The sequence below is a fragment of the Actinoplanes auranticolor genome (assembly GCF_018332655.1).
GTDB classification, from domain to species: Bacteria; Actinomycetota; Actinomycetes; order Mycobacteriales; family Micromonosporaceae; genus Actinoplanes; species Actinoplanes auranticolor.
Map to the genome: position 1 here is coordinate 54,119 of NZ_BOQL01000057.1, position 16,325 is coordinate 70,443.

The following is a 16,325-nucleotide window of genomic DNA, read 5'->3' on the forward strand; positions in this document are numbered from 1 at the left end:
TCAGAACTCCTCCGCCCGCACGGTGGTGTCCCCGCCGTGGCCGGTGTGCACGACCGTGTCCGGCGGCAGGGTCAGCAGGCGCTCGCGGATCGAGCGCTCGATCGTCGGCCGGTCGCTGTGCGAGCGGCCGGTCGCGCCCGGGCCGCCCTGGAACAGGGTGTCGCCGGTGAAGACGCAGTCCAGTGCCGGGGCGTAGAGGCAGACGGCACCGGGGCTGTGGCCGGGCGTGTGCAGCACCCGCAGCACCTCGCCGGCGACGGCGATCTCGTCACCGTCGGCCAGCGGCGCCGGCATCGGCTCGCCCGGATGCACCAGCTTCCAGAGCACCTCGTCCGCCGGATGCAGCAGCAGCGGGGCGCCGGTCTGCCGGGCCAGCTCGGGCGCGACCCGGACGTGGTCGTCGTGCGCGTGGGTGAGCACGATCGCGACGATCCGCCGGCCCCCGGTCGTGTCGAGGATGGTCCGGACGTCGTGCGGGGCGTCGATCACCACGCACTCCTCGTCGTCGCCGACCACCCAGACGTTGTTGTCGACGTCGAACGTCTCGCCGTCCAGCGAGAACGTCCCGTGCGTCACCGCGTGGTCGACCCTCATGAGAAGAGCACCACCGAACGCAGCACGCCGCCCTGGTGCATCTTGGCGAACGCGTCCTCGACCTGGTCGAGGCGGATCTCCTCGGTCACGAAGGCGTCCAGGTCGAGCCGGCCCTGCAGGTAGAGCTCGGTCAGCATGGGGAAGTCGCGGGTCGGCAGGCAGTCGCCGTACCAGCTGCTCTTGAGCGCCCCACCCCGGCCGAAGATGTCCAGCAGCGGCAGCTCGACAGTCATGTCGGGGGTCGGCACGCCGACCAGGACCACGGTCCCGGCCAGGTCGCGGGCATAGAAGGCCTGCTTGTACGTCTCCGGCCGGCCCACCGCCTCGACCACGACGTCGGCCCCGTTGCCACCGGTCAGCTCCTGCACGGCGGTGACCACGTCCTGCTCCCGCGCGTTGACGGAGTGTGTCGCGCCGAACTTGCGGGCCCACTCCAGCTTCTGCGGGTCGGTGTCGACCGCGATGATCGTGGTCGCCCCGGCCAGCGCGGAACCGACGATCGCGCCGTCGCCCACTCCGCCGCAACCGATCACGGCCACCGAGTCGCCCCGGGTGACCCCGCCGGTGTTGATCGCCGCGCCGATGCCGGCCATCACGCCACACCCCAGCAGGCCGACGGCGGCGGGCCGGGCCCGCGGGTCGACCTTGGTGCACTGCCCGGCGTGCACCAGCGTCTTCTCCACGAACGCGCCGATACCCAGCGCCGGGGAGAGCTCGGTGCCGTCCTCGAGCGTCATCTTCTGCGTCGCGTTGTGGGTGTTGAAGCAGTACCACGGCTTGCCCTTGCGGCAGGCCCGGCAGTCACCGCAGACGGCACGCCAGTTCAGCACGACGAAGTCACCCGGGACGACGTCGGTGACCCCGGCGCCGACGGACTCCACGATCCCGGCGGCCTCGTGGCCGAGCAGGAACGGGAAGTCGTCGTTGATGCCGCCCTCGCGGTAGTGCAGGTCCGTGTGACAGACCCCGCAGGCCTGGATCTTGACCACGGCCTCACCGGGACCGGGATCCGGCACGATGATCATGGCCACCTCGACCGGCGCGCCCTTGGCCCGGGCGATGACTCCGTTGACTCGCTGACTCATGGTTCCCACCTTCTCACCTCCCGCTCGCCGCGCGGGTTGTCGGACCCAGGATCTAAGTTGAGGTGGTGACCTTCCTGCGTCGTACAGTGCTCGTCGTCCTGGCCCTGCTCCTGGTGCCCGCACCGGCCCGGGCGGACGCACCGATGCGGGTGCCCACCCAGGTGACCGACGAGGCCGGCGCGCTGGGCAGCCGCACGGCAGCGGTCGACACGGCGCTGGCCCGGCTGCAGTCCGACACCGGCATGCAGCTCTTCGTGGTGTTCGTGGAGTCGTTCGACGGCACCCCGGCCCAGACCTGGACCGACGAGACAGCCCGGCTGAGCGACCTGGGCGAGCGCGACGCGCTGCTCGCGGTGGCGACCCGCGACCGCTCGTACGCGTACTCGTTCCCGGACGACTCCCGCTTCTCGAACGCGGAACTCGCCGACGTGGCGACCGAAGACATCGAGCCGGCCCTGTCCCGCGGCGACTGGTCCGGCGCGGTGATCGCAGCCACCGAGGGCTACTCGCAGGCGGCCGCGGGATCGAGCGGCTCGCTGAGCTGGGTCCTGATCCTGCTGGCAGTGATCATCGGCGGCGCGCTGATCTGGGTGCTGCTGCGTCGCCGCCGCCGGGCCCAGCCGGCGCCGCCCGAGGTCACCGGCCCGCCGACCGAGGAACTGACGGCCACGGCCAACGCGCTGCTCATCGAGCTCGACGACGACCTGCGGGCCAGCGAGAGCGAGCTGGGCCTGGCGACCGCTCAGTACGGCCCGGAGGCAACGGCTCAGTTCCGGGCTGCGCTGGACGCGTCGCGCCAGGACGTGGCGGAGGCGTTCCGGCTGCGGATGACCCTGGAGGAGGAGCCCGCCCCGGACGAGGAGACCCGGCGGCGCACGCTCGGCGAGATCATCGCCAAGTGCCGGGCGGCCGACGAACGGCTGGACGCGGAGTCCGAGGCCTTCGACCGGCTGCGCGATCTGGAGGGCCGGGCGGAGCAGGTGGCGGACGAGGTGGACGGGCGCCGGGCGGCGGTCGAGGCCGCCCTGCCGGCGGCGACCGGGGCTCTGCAGGACCTGACCCAGCGGTACGCGGGCCCGACGGTCACCGGGATCTCGGCGAATCTGGATCAGGCGCGGGAGCGGGTTCGGTTTACTGCCGAGGCGGTCGGACGGGCTCGCGCAGCCCTGGCCGGCAATACGGCGTCGGCGGCTGGTGTCGGGCAAGGGGGATCGGGCGGAGTGCCCGGAGACGCCGGGTCGCCGGGCGGGGGTAGGGCTGAGGCGGCGCTGGCTCTGCGGGCCGCTGAGCAGGCTGTCGGGCAGGCCGAGCAGTTGGTCGCGGCTGTGCAGCGGGCCGGGGCCGACCTTGCCACCGCGCGTTCCGCCGCGGACGCTCTCATCACGGAGCTGGATGCGGAGATCGCGGCCGGGCGAGCGGCGCTGGCGGGAGGCAGTGCGGTGCCGGCCGGGCTCGGCGCGGCGGTGACCGGCGCCGAGCAGGCCGTGTCCGAGGTGCGCCGGCAGCTCTCCAGTGCGAAGACCGACCCCGTGACCGCGGTCGCGACGTTGCAGGCTGCCGACGCGGCGCTGGACCGGGCGCTTGCGGAGGCTCAGGACGCCGCCGAGCGTGCGGCGCGGGCGCGGAGCCTGCTGGCTCAGGCTTTGCCGGTAGCGCGGGCAGAGGTCGCAGCGGCGGGCGACTTCATCTCCACCCGGCGCGGAGCAATCGATGCGGGTGCGCGAGCGTCACTGTCGGAGGCTCAGCGGCACTTGGCGCTGGCCGAGGGCCTTGCCGGGTCCGATCCGGTGGCCGCTCTGGGCGAGGCTCAGCAGGCCCAGCAGCTGGCGGCGGGTGCCGGGCAGGCCGCGCGGGCGGACGTGCAGAGCTGGGGCGGCTACGGCGGCGGTGGGGGTTACGGCGGCCGGGGCGGCTTCGACGAGGCTTTCGCGGGCGCGGTGCTCGGCGGGATCCTGTCCGGCGGCGGAGGTGGCTTCGGCGGCGGGTTCGGCCGGGGTGGTGGGTTCGGTGGCAGCGCCAGCCGGGGACGGCGATCGGGCGGCGGTGGTGGCGGCGGGGGCCGCCGGGGCGGTGGCGGACGCTTCTGATCTGACTCACTGCACCGACATCGGCCCCGAGCTGGGCAGTGACCTGGACGACGGGTCACTCGGCGAGAGCGGGCCCTCCGCCGGGAGTCGGCCGCGCTCTCCGGGAGTGTCCCTGGCAGGACTACTCGGCGGGAGTGGGGTTTTCCAGGAGGGCGTCGCAGAGCTTGGCGAGCTGGCGGATCTGGGCCGGGCTCAGTCGGTCGAAGACCAGGTGCCGCACGGCGTCCACGTGGCCGGGCGCCGCCCCCGCGATCTTCGCGAAGCCCTGGTCGGTCAGCACCGCGATCTGGACGCGGCCGTCCTCGGGATCGCGTTCGCGGCGGACCAGGCCCTGGGCCTCCAGGCGGGCCACCACGTGCGACAGGCGGGACAGCGAAGCGCTGGCCTTACGGGCCAGGCGGCTCATCGCCAGGCGGCGGTCCTCACGCTCGGACAGGGTGGCCAGCACCAGATAGCCCATGTGGGTCAGGCCCGCGTCCCGCTGCAGCTGGCCTTCGAGCGCCGCCGGCAGCTTGACGAGCACCTCGATGAACCGGCGCCACGCCTGTTGTTCCTCGTCGCTCAACCACCGTGGCTCGTCCATGGCAGCAGATTAGTAACCCAGGTCCGCCGTGGGGTTGCCCGGGTGCCCGGGCTCGACCGCCCGGAACGCCTCAATCTTCGGGAAACGAAGCGAGAACATTCGGGCAGGTCGATCGACTTCATTGAAGCCTCAAGGGTAGAGTGCCCGAAGACTTTACCCTTCCGGCACAGCGCCGGGACCGGCTGGCTGGGGGGCCTCGGCCGGCCCCGGCGCTGTGTCGCTCCCACGACCGGGCCGCATGGCCCAACGCCGGGGACAGGCACCGCAGCCGGCATCCCACCGGCAGGCATGGCGAGAGACGGCACGCGCAGATAATCGGCGCGGCCGTCTCCCCCGAAGCGCGAAACGCAGGAAGCGCGAGGCTCAGGAAGCTAGCGGCTCAGGAAGCCGGCGGCTCGTCCTTGCCGGCCTCTTCCAGCGCATCCGCCTCTTCCTTGGTCTTGTGGACCGCGCCCTCAGCGTGCTCCGGCGGCCCGTAGACCGTGTAGAGCACGAGCGGGTTCGGGCCCGCGTTCGTGAAGTTGTGCTTCTTCCCGGCCGGCACCACCACCAGGTCGCCCTGGCTCACCTTGCGGGTCTGGCCGCTGATCTTGGCTTCGCCCACGCCGCTCACGAAGGTGAGGATCTGGTCCACCTCGTGGACCTCCTCACCGATCTCGCCGCCCGGCGGGATCGTCATGATCACGAGCTGGGTGTGCTTGCCCGTCCACAGCACGCGGCGGAAGTCCGGGTTTTCTTCGGCAACGGTGGCGATCGTGTAGTGCTCCATGCCACCCACGTACCCGGATCACTGCAAGTTTGAACGCCGCAGCCGGGTGGCCGGCCGTAGCTCCTCCACCGGCGCCGGCCGGCCGATCAGGTAACCCTGCACGAAGTCGACGCCCATCTCGCGCAGCATCCGCAGCGTCGCCTCGTCCTGCACGTACTCAGCCACCGTGTGGATGCCGTACGCCTGGCAGACCTGCACCAGCGCCCGGACCAGCACCTGGTCCTCCGGATTGCGCACCAGGTCGACCACGTACTCGCCGTCGATCTTGACCAGGTCGATCGGGAAGAGCCGCAGGTAGCGGAACGACGCGTAGCCCGAGCCGAAGTCGTCCAGCGCCAGCTGGCAGCCCAGGTCGCGGATCCGGTCGGCGAAGTGCCGCGCCTCGCTCAGGTTGCCGATCAGGGCGGTCTCGGTGATCTCGAACGTCAGCTGTTCCGGGTTCACCGCGTACCGCTCGATCAGGGTCTCCACCTCGGCGGTCAGCCGGGGATCGCCCACCGAACGACCGGAGAGGTTGATCTGCAGGCTGAGGTCGGCCCGCTCGGCCGCCAGCCGCATCGCCCGCTCGACCACCCACAGGTCGATGTCGTAGATCGTGTCGAGGCGCTCGGCGATCTGCAGCACCTGTTCGGGTGACTGCGGGTTGTCGCCCTCGTCGAGCACGCGCAGCAGCAGCTCGTGCCGGAGCACCCGGTTGGTCTGCAGTTCCAGGATCGGCTGGGCGAACAGTGTGAAACGGTCGGTGCCGAGCGCGTCGGCCACCTGGTCGCGGTAGGTGTCCTGCCGGTCGCGGGCCGGCACGGGGTCGGCGACCAGGGTCAGCGCCCGGTCGGCGTCGCGGGCCTGCCGCCAGGCCTGCTCGGCGTCGATCAGCAGGTCGTGACTGCCGGCCTCGCCCTCGGCGCGGAACCGCACCAGGCCGGCCCACACCCGGGCGCGCAGCCAGGCGTCCGGCAGCACGAACGGCTGCGAGCGCAGCGCTTCGACGAACAGGTCGGCCTGGCGGCGGGCCATCACCCAGGAGGCGCCGGGCAGCAGGACGGCGATCTCGTTCGGGCCGGCCCGGCCCAGCAGGTCGTCCGGGCGGGCCAGACCTTCGAGTACGCGCGCAGCCCGCTGCAGCAGATCGGCGTGCCGGTCGGCGCTGACCCCCTCGGCCCGGTCCGGCTCCACCCGGATGATCAGCACCGCCCCGCCACCGCGGCGCTGGGCCCGGTCCACCTCGTCGGCGAAACGGGCACGGGTCAGCAGCCCGGTGGCCGGGTCCTTCTCGATGACCGACGCCTGCACGGTCTCGCCGCGGCGGCTCAGCCGGGCCACTTCGCGGCGGGCGCGTTCGCGGGCGGAGACGTCACGCAGGGAGCCGTGCAGGCCCACCACGGCGTTGTCGGGTCCGATGATCGGTTCCAGCCGGCAGTCCACGTCGAACCAGCCGCCGTCGTCGCGCATCAGCCGTACCGTCGTGCGCACCGGCTCACGCGCCGTCCAGGCGCGGGTGATCGCGCCGAGGGCCTTGGCGTGGTCGTCGACGTGCACGTGCCGGGCGAGGATCTGCTGGCTGAGCTCCTTGTCGCCGGCCGGCCGGCCGAGCAGGCCGGCGAGCGCGTCCGACCAGACGATCTCCTCACCGGCGGCCAGGTACGTGAACCGGGCCTCGTCGTCGGGGGCCGTGCGGGGCTCGGGCAACGGCAGCTGGTGACCCTGGTTGGGGGCGAGCCGGGGGCGGCGGGAGAGGCGGTCGCGCAAAGCGCGGGGACGCGGAAAGCGTTCTTCGGGTGCCGTCATGCGCCGTCGCTACCTCCCTCCCAGGTGAACCGTTGCCCCTGACCTATTACGACCCGTCACGGGTCGATGTAACAGTGGGCACCCACGACAATGTTTTCGCAGCTGGCCCAACAAAACAACGAACTGCACGTTCTCCACCGTTCAGGGCCGTAATTTGGCCGATCGGTCGACCCTGCCGCCACGTCCGGCGCGAGCCCCGTGACCGGCGGATCCATGACAGACAGTTACTTGCTGTGCCGACTGTGGAACCTTGTGCGACCCCTACCCCCTCACCACGATCAACATGCACGCAAAGCCGCGACAGGCATGCGCCGCGTAACGAGATCCGGAGACGGTGGATATGGTGGCTGTTCGGACACGTGAGCGAGGACGACGACGCATGGGCATCATTCGGGACATGCAGCGGGCGCACGCGACCCAGACTGCCGCCGAGCACCGGGCACAGACGGCCGCCGAGCAGCAGCGCCAGCTGATCAGGCGCAACGCCGACCTGGCAGCCGCGGCCGCGCAGCGGGCCGCCACCGACGCGGAGCGGCAACGCGAGCACCGCCGGCTGTACGCGGAGGCCCGCACGGCCGAGGCGGCGGCGGCGAACGCCGACATCCGGGCCCGGCTGTCCGAGCTCGACTCCCTGCTGCTGTCCACCCTGGATGTCGACGACCACATCGACCTGGACATGTTCAAGAAGCCGGTGCGGGTGCCGCCGTTCGATCCGGGCAAGCTCGGGCGACCGCTGCCGGAGCCGGCCTGGGAGAGTTTCGCCCCGCCGGAGCCACGCGGCGTGGGCAAGATCCTCGGCGGGGAGCGCATCCACCAGCAGCAGGTGGAAGCCGCGAAACGGGCGTACCAGGACGCGCGGGGGCGCTGGATCGACGCGGAGACCCGGCGGCTGCGCCAGCTGGCCGCCCGGGAGCTGCAGTACGAGGAGAACCGCAGCCGGTACGAGGCCAAGCTGATCTCGTACAACGCCGAGGTGGACCGCTTCGCGGCGGCCGTGGCCGGGGCCGATCCGGCTTCCGTGGTCGAGTACTTCGCGATGGTGCTGGGCAACTCGGTGTATCCGGACGACTTCCCGCAGCACTTCCGGCTGGCGTACCAGGCCAAGCAGCGCCGGCTGCTGGTCGAGTACCACCTGCCGCCGGTCGAGGTGATCCCGGTGGTCAAGGAGTACCGCTACGACCGGGTCCGTGACGACCTGGTGGCGGCGCCGCGCGACGAGGGTGAGATCCGCCGCCGGTACACGGAGATCATCGCGATGGTGGCGCTGCGGACCATCCACGAGATCATCGAGGCCGACCGCGGTGCTCTGGTGGGTGAGGTGCTGTTCAACGGCATCGTCGACACGATCGACCGGCGCACCGGCCAGTTCGTACGGCCGTGCCTGGTGTCGGTGAGCGCCGAGCGGGAGACCTTCGCCGCCATCAAGCTGCGCCGGGTCGACCCGGTCGCCTGCGTCAAGCACCTGCCGGCCGGCCTGTCCGCGCAGCCGGACCAGCTCGACGGGGTCACCCCGATGATCGACTTCGACCGGGAAGCCGGCCAGGACTTCACCGGCGAGTTCAACGTGCTGGCCGACATCGACGAGCGGCCCAACCTCGTCACGCTGGCCGCCGCGGAGTACCAGCAGCTGCTCAGTGACCTGTTCGGCAACATGGGGCTGGAGATGGGCCCGGCGGCCGAGGGCCCGCGCTGGCTGGCCACCGATCCCCGGCCCCTGTTCGGGGGCGCGGTCGTGATCTATGCCGTACGCGGCAAGCCGGTCAGCGCGGCCACGGCCGCCGGCCTCGCCGAGGAGGTCGCGGCGGCCGGCGCGACCAAGGGGATCCTGGTCGCCATCGACGGGTACGAGGTCGAGGCGTACGAGGCGGTGGCGGGCCGCCCGGTCGAGCTGCTGGACGGCTCCGCCCTGCTCAACCTGCTCGCCGAGCACTCGGGGGTGAAGGCCCGGATCGAGCCGGTCTAACCGCCGAGCTGGTGGCCGGTGGTGGCGTCCACGTGGTCCGGGATCTCCTCGTGCCGGTCGCCGACGGTCGGCGTCCCGGTCGGTTCGAACATCAGGATCTGGGCGCCGCCGGGCGAGACCGGCTTGTGCTCGATGCCCCGCGGCACGGTGAAGACCTCACCCTTGCGCAGCACGACCGTGCGGTCCCGCAGGGTGATCTGGAGTTCGCCGTCCAGGACGAGGAAGAACTCGTCGGTGTGGTCGTGGGTGTGCCAGAGATGCTCGCCCTGGACCTTGGCCACGCGGACGTCGTAGTCGTTGACCCGGGTCACGATGCGCGGGCTCCACAGGGTGTCGAAGGAGGCCAGGGCCGCACTCAGGGAGATCGGTTCGTCGCTCATCAGCTCATCCTCGCCGCTGGCGGGCCGGGCCCGGGAGTGCTAGGAATCGCAGATGACGCAAGAATCCTCGCATCGGGTCGTGGTCGTCGTCGACGAGAACTCCAACCCGTTCGAGCTGGGCTGCGCGACCGAGATCTTCGGCCTGCGCCGCCCCGAGCTGGGCCGCGACCTGTACGACTTCCGCCTCTGCTCCCCCACCCCGCGCACGCTGATGCGCGACGGCTTCTACACGCTGACCGGCGTGGCCGGGCTGGAGGCGGCCGAGCAGGCGGACACCCTGATCGTCCCGAACCGCCCCGACGTCGAGGTGCCCCGGCGCCCGGCGGTCCTGGCCGCGATCCGCCGCGCCCATGAACGCGGCGCCCGCCTGATCGGCTTCTGCAGCGGGGCGTTCACGCTGGCGGAGGCGGGTGTGCTGGACGGGCGCCGGGCCACCGCGCACTGGCAGTGGGCGGACGACTTCCGCGCCCGCTTCCCGGCGGTGACCCTGGAGCCGGACGTGCTCTTCGTCGACGACGGCGACATCCTCACGGCCGCGGGCAGCGCAGCGGCGCTGGACCTGGGCCTGCACGTGGTCCGGCGCGACTTCGGCGCCGAGATAGCCAACGCGGTCAGCCGCCGCCTGGTCTTCGCCGCCCACCGCGACGGCGGCCAGCGCCAGTTCGTGGAACGCCCGGTGCCGGCGGTCCGCGACGAATCCCTGGCGCCGCTGCTGGCCTGGGTGCAGGAACACCTGGACCAGCCGCTGACCGTGGCCGACCTGGCGGAACACGCGGCCGTCAGTCAGGCGACGCTGCACCGCCGGTTCCGCGCCGAACTGGGCACGACGCCGCTGGCCTGGCTGACCGGCGAACGCGTCACCCTGGCCTGCCGGCTGATCGAACGCGGCGAATCCCGCCCGGAGGTGGTGGCCCGGCGCACGGGCCTGGGCACCGCGACTAACCTGCGGACTCTGCTGCGCCGGGAGACGGGCCTGACCCCGACCCAGTACCGCCGTCGCTTCGGAACGGCCCCTGGTCGAGGCTGATTCTCAGGTCGATCCGGACGCGGCTGTCGGCGGACCCGAGGCCGCATTTCTTGGGCGGTTGACACTGATCAGGACGTCTCTTTCGAGGTGCTGCTTGATCAGGAACGTCAGGTGCTGACCATCAACCAGTTGCATGCGGCCATGTTCGTGGGCCTTTTGCCATCCGCCCGCAGTGAACCAAGACGTTGTCACCAGAATCCCGCGACCTGCCCGCTTCTCCTCCATCGCGCCGGCGAGTTCGCGGATGTGGCTCACGCCCACGACGTTCTTGTAGTGCTTCGCCTGGACGATCGTCAGCCCACCGACAAACGGGTCGGGATTGACCACCACGGCGTCGACACCGTCATCGTTGCTCGACGTCGTCGTCCAGCCCTGCATACCCATCGCTTCAAAGATCTGCCGAACGAGGTGTTCGAACTCGCCGTGCCCCATCTCCATGAGATCTGGACGGTGGTCCAGCGTGGCGACGGCATCGAACCCCTTTATGAAGTTGAACTTCGAAAGGTCGAACCTCAGTACCGGTTGGATGGGGGTCAGGGCGAACGGATGCGGAGAGACGAGCGCATTGAGATGGCGCAGGCAGTCGGCCGGGCTGACCCGATCGAGAACCAGTTCCTCGAACCTGTCCCGCTCCACGTTCAGACTGACGAGGCAGGGATACTCTCGCTGCCCGGTCGCGCGGTTGATGGTGTCGACGTGACCGTTGAAGGCCACGGTACGGAGTAGCTCGTCCGCATCGAACAGATCTCTCACCGTCAGAAGTGCCACCTGCGCGATGACGTCTCGGTAGAGCTCCCTGAGCTCCTTCTCCGGCCGCCGAGTCTCTGGCATCGTGTCGGCGTTGGGACCGCTCTGGATGTACTTGACCGACTTGACTGCGGGTACGACATCCGTCCCGGGCAGCTGCAATTGCACCACAACTTGCTCGGCGTCAGGGTTGTACGCCACTTCAGCCCGCCGCGGGAAATCCTCGGGCAACGGCGTCCGAACCAGCACTTGGTCGAGATACCTCTCCACAGGCTCACGTCGCCGTTCCCTCAAACCAGTGATCTCCTGCTGGATCAATTGGTTTCGCTTGGCGCAGTCGGCAGTTTCGGTGGCGACGAGCCGATCATGTTCCGCCCGCGCAGCGGCGAGCCGCTCGAGGCGCTGGGTTTCTGACCGTTCCCACCTGGCCTGAGCTGAGTCGTATCGGCGGTGGGCGACTGTCATTGCTGTCTCGTATCGAGCCTTTCCACCGAACAGGCCACCTAATGCACCAGGCGGAGGCGGCTCGAAGTCACGCCACTCGGGATGTGGTTCAGGGTGCCTGAGCGGCCCTGGATCGAACTGCCGGGTTGGAGGATCGCGAAGGAATCCTTGAAGATCGATACGCGCTCGCCGGCGGAGCCCGACGATCAAGAGGTGGGTCAGCTCTTCGACGGCCTTCTCAAGCGACACGGTCCGCATCGTGGCTTCGTCCCGCCGGCTGGCCACGTATCGGTCCGCTTCAGCACGCCGTTGGAGTGCAGCCGCCTTCTCCGCAGCGCGCTGGTCGCGCTCCGCCTGCCGGATCTGCGCTTGCCGCCAGCGCGCCAGATCGCCGGCACTCGGTCGTTTGCTCGTCGCCATCAAGCCGCCAGTCTCGAGACGTCGCCGACGAATCGACGTATGGCTGTTCAGGCTAGCGAGAATCCCACCGCCGGTCGATACACAAGGCAATCATTCGAGCACGAGGAGTCACATCGATTCGGGTTCTGACTCGATGGTCGGCGGTCGCCACGGGCCGATGCCGACCTCCTCGATGCGCTGCCAGAGGGGGCGCAGGGCGGCTTCCGGCTCGCGGGCGAAGATGCTGCCGCGGATCCGGACGAAGACGCAGTTGCCCACCCGTTCCAGCACCGCCTGCCGGCGCATGTCGCTCTCCCACTGCTCCGGCCCGTGGTACGCGTCCCCGTCGCATTCGATGGCCAGGCGGCGCCCGTCCGGGGCGTTGAGCACGAAGTCGATGCGGTAGCCGCCGATCCGGAACTGCGGGGTCGGCCGGTAGCCGCGAACGACCAGCCGGCGCAGCACCTCCCGTTCGAAGTCGCTCTCGCAGACCACTTCGAGATCCGGTGCCGTCGTCTGCACCGGCAGGTTCAGCGCGTAGTTCAGCAGCAGCGCCCGTGCGTCGTCGGCCAGCAGGGACGACGGCCGGACCGAGTGGAAGATCCAGAGCTGGTCGCGGGCCCGGGAGGCGGCCACGTTGACCCGGCGGTGGTACTCGCGCTTGGTGAACGCCGCCGGCCGGCCGTCGTTGTCGGAGACCACCATCGACACCAGCACGACGTCGCGTTCGTCGCCCTGGAAGGTGTACGCGTCCCCGACCCGCAGCCGCCGGGCCTCCATCTCGTCCTCGCCGATCTCCTCGCGGATGCGCGACAGCAGGTAGGTGGCCTGCCCGCTGGTGCTGAGCAGGCTGATCACGCCGAGGGTCTTACCGGCGTAGGAGTCGTCCGCGACGATCCGCACGATCCGGGCGACGAGCGCGTCGGCCTCCGCCAGGTTCACGTCGCCGAATCCGGCGAGCGGCTGCCGTACGCCGTCGGGAATGAACACCGCCCGCACCGGCGACGACAGCGCCCGATCGGCGCGCAGCGGCTGGATCTTGCCGTCGTAGTAGTGCCGGGACGAGAACTCGATGATCTGCGGGACGCAGCGGAAGTGCTCGGTGAGCAGGATCCGTTCCGGCGAGCGCCGCACCGCGTGGTCGTAGAGGGAGGACTCCGGGTCGAAGTGCTCGGCCGACGGCACGTCGTCCAGGTGGCTGTGGATCAGCCCGGCGACCGAGCCGACGAAGCCGAGCTGCGGGCCGATCTGCTGGTCGTCGCCGACCACCACGGCCCGTTCGGCCAACGACAGCACCGGCAGCGCGAACAGGTCGGCCTGCGACGCCTCGTCCACGATGACCACGTCGAAGTGCGCGCCCCCGGCGAACTGCTCGATCGCCCGGTCCACCGACATCACCCAGACCGGCACGGCCTCCACCGCGGACTCCATGGCCCGCTGGGCGTGCGCCTGCCAGGCTGCGGCGCTGCGGCCCGTACCCTTGCCGATCTTGCGCAGGGCGGTGGTCCAGTCGGCCAGCGCGGCCCGCCGCCGGTCGTCGAGGGCGCGGGAGACCTCCAGCCACGCGGACGCGACGACGAGGTCCGCGGTGAGCCGCCGGATCTTGTCGCGGGCCAGCTCGACCCGGTGGTTCAGCACGGCCGGGTCGACGCTGCCGACGACCTGGTCGAACCACGTCTGCGCCTGCCGCCACTCCCAGGCCCGCAGGCAGAGCTGCCCGGACACGGCCGGCACCAGTCCGGCGTCGACCTGGGCGGCCCACTCCGGTGCCACCTCCGCCAGCCGGTCGCGCAGGTCCACGTACCGCTGCGCGTCAGGCCGCAGCGCGGTGAGCCGGCGCGCCTCGGCGACCAGGGCGTCCCATTCCTGCAGGCCGGGGTCGAACCAGGCCGCAGCCAGCGGCGGCCACGGCACCAGCGCGTCCGCAACCGCGCGGTCGGCGGCGTCCAGGTCGTCCAGCTCGAAGACGACCAGGAGGCCGCCTTCAGTCCGGTCAAGGGTGGTGGTGGGGTATTCGGACGGGGCGTCGAGCAGGGCCGAGATCTCGGCCAGCCGGGTCGCGTCGAGATCCAGCTCCTCCTGGGGTACGAGCACACGCAGCCGCGCGGACAGCTCGGGCCACTGCCGGGCGTCCCAGCCCAGCGACTGCGCGGCCTCGGCCAGCAGCGTCCCGGCCCACACCTCCGGGTCGCCCGGGCGTTGCGGGATGGCCAGCCGCTGGATCCACTCGCTCCAGTGCTCGCCGAGCCGCCGCCGGGCCTGCCCGCGCCGCACCCAGGCGGCGGCCAGGTCGGCGTCCTCCACCGTGCGCAGGGCCTCGCCGTCGACCCGGACCTCGTCGGCGACGCGCCACAGCCCGGCCTGCAGGATCCGGTTGACCCCGCGGCCCGCGGCGAACCGTTCGCGCAGCTCACCCAGGCCGGCCAGCAGCTTCTTCGGCTCCGCGGCCAGCGCGTCCGAGGCGGTGACCCGGTGACCGCCGAGGGCGCGGGCCAGCTCGGCCAGGGAACGCTGCAGCTCCTCGGTGGCGGTGACGTGGTCGGTCCACATGGTGGCCCAGTGCGGGTCGGACAGCAGCCGGCCGAGCCGGTCCGTCCAGGTGCCCTCGCGGCGGCGCAGCCACGCGACCGCGTCGCGCAGGCCGTCGAGCAGCTCCGCGACGGCGCTCGCGCCCTGGGTGCGTACCGCATCGGTGTCGACGCCCGCCGCCTCCAGGCGGGCCACGCGGTCGGCGGCCGACTCCCGGTCGGCTCGCGCCCGCCTCGCGGTCGGCGCGTCGGGCAGGTGGGTGAGCTCGGGCAGCGGGCGCAGCGCGGCCGCCCGGTCGGCGGGCGAGAGGCGTGCGGCCAGCTGCAGCAGGGCGGCGAACTCGTCCGCGGACAGCGGCGGCCGCTCGGCCGGCGAGACCGGGTCGGGGATGCCGCCGTGCGCGGCGGCCCGCTCCCGCAGCCAGGCGCCGACCTCGGCCGGCGAGAGCCGCACGTCGTCGATCCGGTACGTCGCAGCCTCGTTCTCCGCGATCGCCCGCAGCCCGCCCAGCGCAGCCGCCAGCTCCCGCTCGGCGTCCTCCAGCCGCCCGGTGAGCCGCTGCACCCGGCCCGCCTCGGCCTGCTGGTCCAGCGTGGCGGCCCGGTCGGACAGCTCGCGGGCGGCCAGCTGCAGCTGCACGAGCTGGTCCGTGGTGCGCCCGAGCACGGCCAGGCAGAGGGCCTGCACCTCGGCCGGCAGGCCGTCGCGCAGCACCCGCAGCGGGTCCTCCTTCTGCGCGACGACCAGCACGCGTTTGCCGTTGGCCATCAGGTGGCAGATCAGGTTGCGGATGGTGTGGGTCTTGCCGGTGCCGGGCGGTCCCTGCACGGCGACGTTGCGGTGCAGCGCGAGCCGGCGGGCGATCGACTCCTGGGCCTCGTTGGTCGGCAGCGGCATGAGCAGCCGCTCCCCCACCCGGTGCCAGTCCTCGGGCCGGTCGTCGGGCATCCGCAGCTTGCTGGGCTCGTGCGCGACGATCGCGGCCAGTGCGCCGATGCTGGTGGTGTCGCCGGCGAGCAGCCGGTCGCGCAGGCTCTCCAGGAAGCCGCGCAGCAGCCGCTGCCGCGGCCGCGCGAACAGGACGCCGGTGTCGACGATGTGCGGGCCGGACACGGCCTCGCCGGGCACGGCCACCCGCCGGTCGTAGCCCAGCCGGCCCAGGGCGCGCTCGAACAACTCCCGGCGTTCCAGGTCGTCCCAGAGGTCGACCTCGAGCGTGCCGGCCGGCCCGGCCAGGGCCAGGAGCTGGCCGAGATACCGCTCGTCCAGGCCGGCCAGCGCGTCGGTCTGCAGCCGGGACGGACCCTGCGGCGAGACGGTGATCATCGACCGGTCGGGGTCGTACTCGATCAGCACCGGCGTCGCGACCAGCGGATAGCGCACCCGGTTGCCGTTGACGACGGTGTCCAGGATGCCGTGGCCCCAGACCAGCTCGGTGGTGGCGGCGGCCATGTCGACCTGGTGCATGAGATCGAAGAGCTGCCGGTGCAGCACCCGGGCCCGCTCGGCCTCGGCGCTGGCGATCGACCAGGGCCGCCACACCTCGTCGCGCCAGGTCTCGAATCCCTCGCCGTCGGCCTTGGGCTCGTCGGTCGGGCTGATCTCGTTGAGCCGGCGGCGCAGCTCGGCGGGCACCGCGACCGGGGCCGGCGGGTCCGGCAGGCCGACCCGCAGCCAGCCGGTGCCGTCCGCGGCCGGCCCGAGCGAGCACGCCGGGTGCTCCGGCAGGGCCTCCATCCGGTACGCGTCAGCGGGCAGCGTCCGCGCGGGGCGTTCCATGTGCGCGCGGACGGCGAGCAGGTAATCCGCGACGGAGACGGCCCGGTCCCGGATGACGGTGGGCGACTCTGCGTGCGGCGCGGACATTCTTCGCAGGTTATCCGATGTGCGCAGCGGCAACGGGCGGCGCGGGAGGCGCCGGCACCGCTATGGT

The 16,325-nt window shown here is 71.7% G+C and carries 11 protein-coding genes; 3 read left to right on the forward strand and 8 right to left on the reverse strand.

Annotated elements, in window-relative coordinates; genetic code table 11:
• Together Aau02nite_RS32805 and Aau02nite_RS32810 are read right to left on the reverse strand one after the other, a co-directional pair.
• Nucleotides 1-594, reverse strand: a complete 594-nt coding sequence (locus Aau02nite_RS32805) for an MBL fold metallo-hydrolase (protein ID WP_212992483.1) — start codon at nucleotides 592-594, stop codon at nucleotides 1-3.
• Nucleotides 591-1,679: an S-(hydroxymethyl)mycothiol dehydrogenase gene (locus tag Aau02nite_RS32810; protein ID WP_212992484.1), complete on the reverse strand. Its 1,089-nt coding sequence runs from the start codon at nucleotides 1,677-1,679 to the stop codon at nucleotides 591-593. Before Aau02nite_RS32810 ends, Aau02nite_RS32805 begins: the two co-directional genes overlap by 4 nt.
• A gap of 65 nt (nucleotides 1,680-1,744) precedes the next feature.
• On the opposite strand from Aau02nite_RS32810, the gene Aau02nite_RS47520 reads away from it, so the two are divergent.
• Nucleotides 1,745-3,766, forward strand: a complete 2,022-nt coding sequence (locus Aau02nite_RS47520; protein WP_281421082.1) for a TPM domain-containing protein — start codon at nucleotides 1,745-1,747, stop codon at nucleotides 3,764-3,766.
• A 121-nt stretch (nucleotides 3,767-3,887) separates the two neighbouring features.
• Here the strand turns inward: Aau02nite_RS47520 and Aau02nite_RS32820 are convergent, their stop codons facing one another.
• The 3 genes from Aau02nite_RS32820 to Aau02nite_RS32830 all read right to left on the reverse strand — a co-directional run bounded on the left by Aau02nite_RS32820 (nucleotide 3,888) and on the right by Aau02nite_RS32830 (nucleotide 6,903).
• A complete protein-coding gene (locus Aau02nite_RS32820) occupies nucleotides 3,888-4,349 on the reverse strand; it encodes a MarR family winged helix-turn-helix transcriptional regulator (RefSeq protein ID WP_212992485.1) in 462 nt (153 codons plus the stop codon).
• A 379-nt stretch (nucleotides 4,350-4,728) separates the two neighbouring features.
• Nucleotides 4,729-5,118 carry a cupin domain-containing protein gene (locus tag Aau02nite_RS32825; protein ID WP_212992486.1) on the reverse strand — a complete coding sequence of 130 codons (390 nt, stop codon included), beginning with the start codon at nucleotides 5,116-5,118 and terminating at the stop codon, nucleotides 4,729-4,731.
• A gap of 18 nt (nucleotides 5,119-5,136) precedes the next feature.
• A complete protein-coding gene (locus Aau02nite_RS32830) occupies nucleotides 5,137-6,903 on the reverse strand; it encodes a GGDEF domain-containing phosphodiesterase (protein WP_212992487.1) in 1,767 nt (588 codons plus the stop codon).
• 379 nt (nucleotides 6,904-7,282) lie between these two features.
• Between Aau02nite_RS32830 and Aau02nite_RS32835 the strand changes: the two genes are divergently transcribed.
• Nucleotides 7,283-8,866, forward strand: coding sequence for a restriction endonuclease (locus Aau02nite_RS32835; RefSeq protein ID WP_212992488.1), 1,584 nt, complete (start codon nucleotides 7,283-7,285; stop codon nucleotides 8,864-8,866).
• Here Aau02nite_RS32835 and Aau02nite_RS32840 read toward each other — a convergent pair.
• Nucleotides 8,863-9,246: a cupin domain-containing protein gene (locus Aau02nite_RS32840; RefSeq protein ID WP_212992489.1), complete on the reverse strand. Its 384-nt coding sequence runs from the start codon at nucleotides 9,244-9,246 to the stop codon at nucleotides 8,863-8,865. The two genes, Aau02nite_RS32835 and Aau02nite_RS32840, sit on opposite strands and share 4 nt — an antisense overlap.
• Nucleotides 9,247-9,298: 52 nt before the next feature.
• Here Aau02nite_RS32840 and Aau02nite_RS32845 point away from each other — a divergent pair, with 52 nt between their 5' ends.
• A complete protein-coding gene (locus tag Aau02nite_RS32845) occupies nucleotides 9,299-10,273 on the forward strand; it encodes a GlxA family transcriptional regulator (RefSeq protein WP_212992490.1) in 975 nt (324 codons plus the stop codon).
• Nucleotides 10,274-10,276: 3 nt separating this feature from the next.
• Here the strand turns inward: Aau02nite_RS32845 and Aau02nite_RS32850 are convergent, their stop codons facing one another.
• Together Aau02nite_RS32850 and Aau02nite_RS32855 are read right to left on the reverse strand one after the other, a co-directional pair.
• Nucleotides 10,277-11,884 carry a restriction endonuclease gene (locus tag Aau02nite_RS32850; protein WP_246595620.1) on the reverse strand — a complete coding sequence of 536 codons (1,608 nt, stop codon included), beginning with the start codon at nucleotides 11,882-11,884 and terminating at the stop codon, nucleotides 10,277-10,279.
• Nucleotides 11,885-11,992: 108 nt separating this feature from the next.
• Complete coding sequence (locus Aau02nite_RS32855) at nucleotides 11,993-16,258, reverse strand: PDDEXK-like endonuclease domain-containing protein (RefSeq protein WP_212992492.1); 4,266 nt, start codon at nucleotides 16,256-16,258, stop codon at nucleotides 11,993-11,995.
• Nucleotides 16,259-16,325: the final 67 nt, after the last annotated feature.

Coding starts and splice junctions, on each gene's coding strand:
- Aau02nite_RS32805 (WP_212992483.1), bottom strand. CDS start 594: ATGAGGGTCGACCACGCGGTGACGCACGGGACGTTCTCGCTGGACGGC.
- Aau02nite_RS32810 (WP_212992484.1), bottom strand. CDS start 1,679: ATGAGTCAGCGAGTCAACGGAGTCATCGCCCGGGCCAAGGGCGCGCCG.
- Aau02nite_RS32820 (WP_212992485.1), bottom strand. CDS start 4,349: ATGGACGAGCCACGGTGGTTGAGCGACGAGGAACAACAGGCGTGGCGC.
- Aau02nite_RS32825 (WP_212992486.1), bottom strand. CDS start 5,118: ATGGAGCACTACACGATCGCCACCGTTGCCGAAGAAAACCCGGACTTC.
- Aau02nite_RS32830 (WP_212992487.1), bottom strand. CDS start 6,903: ATGACGGCACCCGAAGAACGCTTTCCGCGTCCCCGCGCTTTGCGCGAC.
- Aau02nite_RS32835 (WP_212992488.1), top strand. CDS start 7,283: ATGGGCATCATTCGGGACATGCAGCGGGCGCACGCGACCCAGACTGCC.
- Aau02nite_RS32840 (WP_212992489.1), bottom strand. CDS start 9,246: ATGAGCGACGAACCGATCTCCCTGAGTGCGGCCCTGGCCTCCTTCGAC.
- Aau02nite_RS32845 (WP_212992490.1), top strand. CDS start 9,299: ATGACGCAAGAATCCTCGCATCGGGTCGTGGTCGTCGTCGACGAGAAC.
- Aau02nite_RS32850 (WP_246595620.1), bottom strand. CDS start 11,884: ATGGCGACGAGCAAACGACCGAGTGCCGGCGATCTGGCGCGCTGGCGG.
- Aau02nite_RS32855 (WP_212992492.1), bottom strand. CDS start 16,258: ATGTCCGCGCCGCACGCAGAGTCGCCCACCGTCATCCGGGACCGGGCC.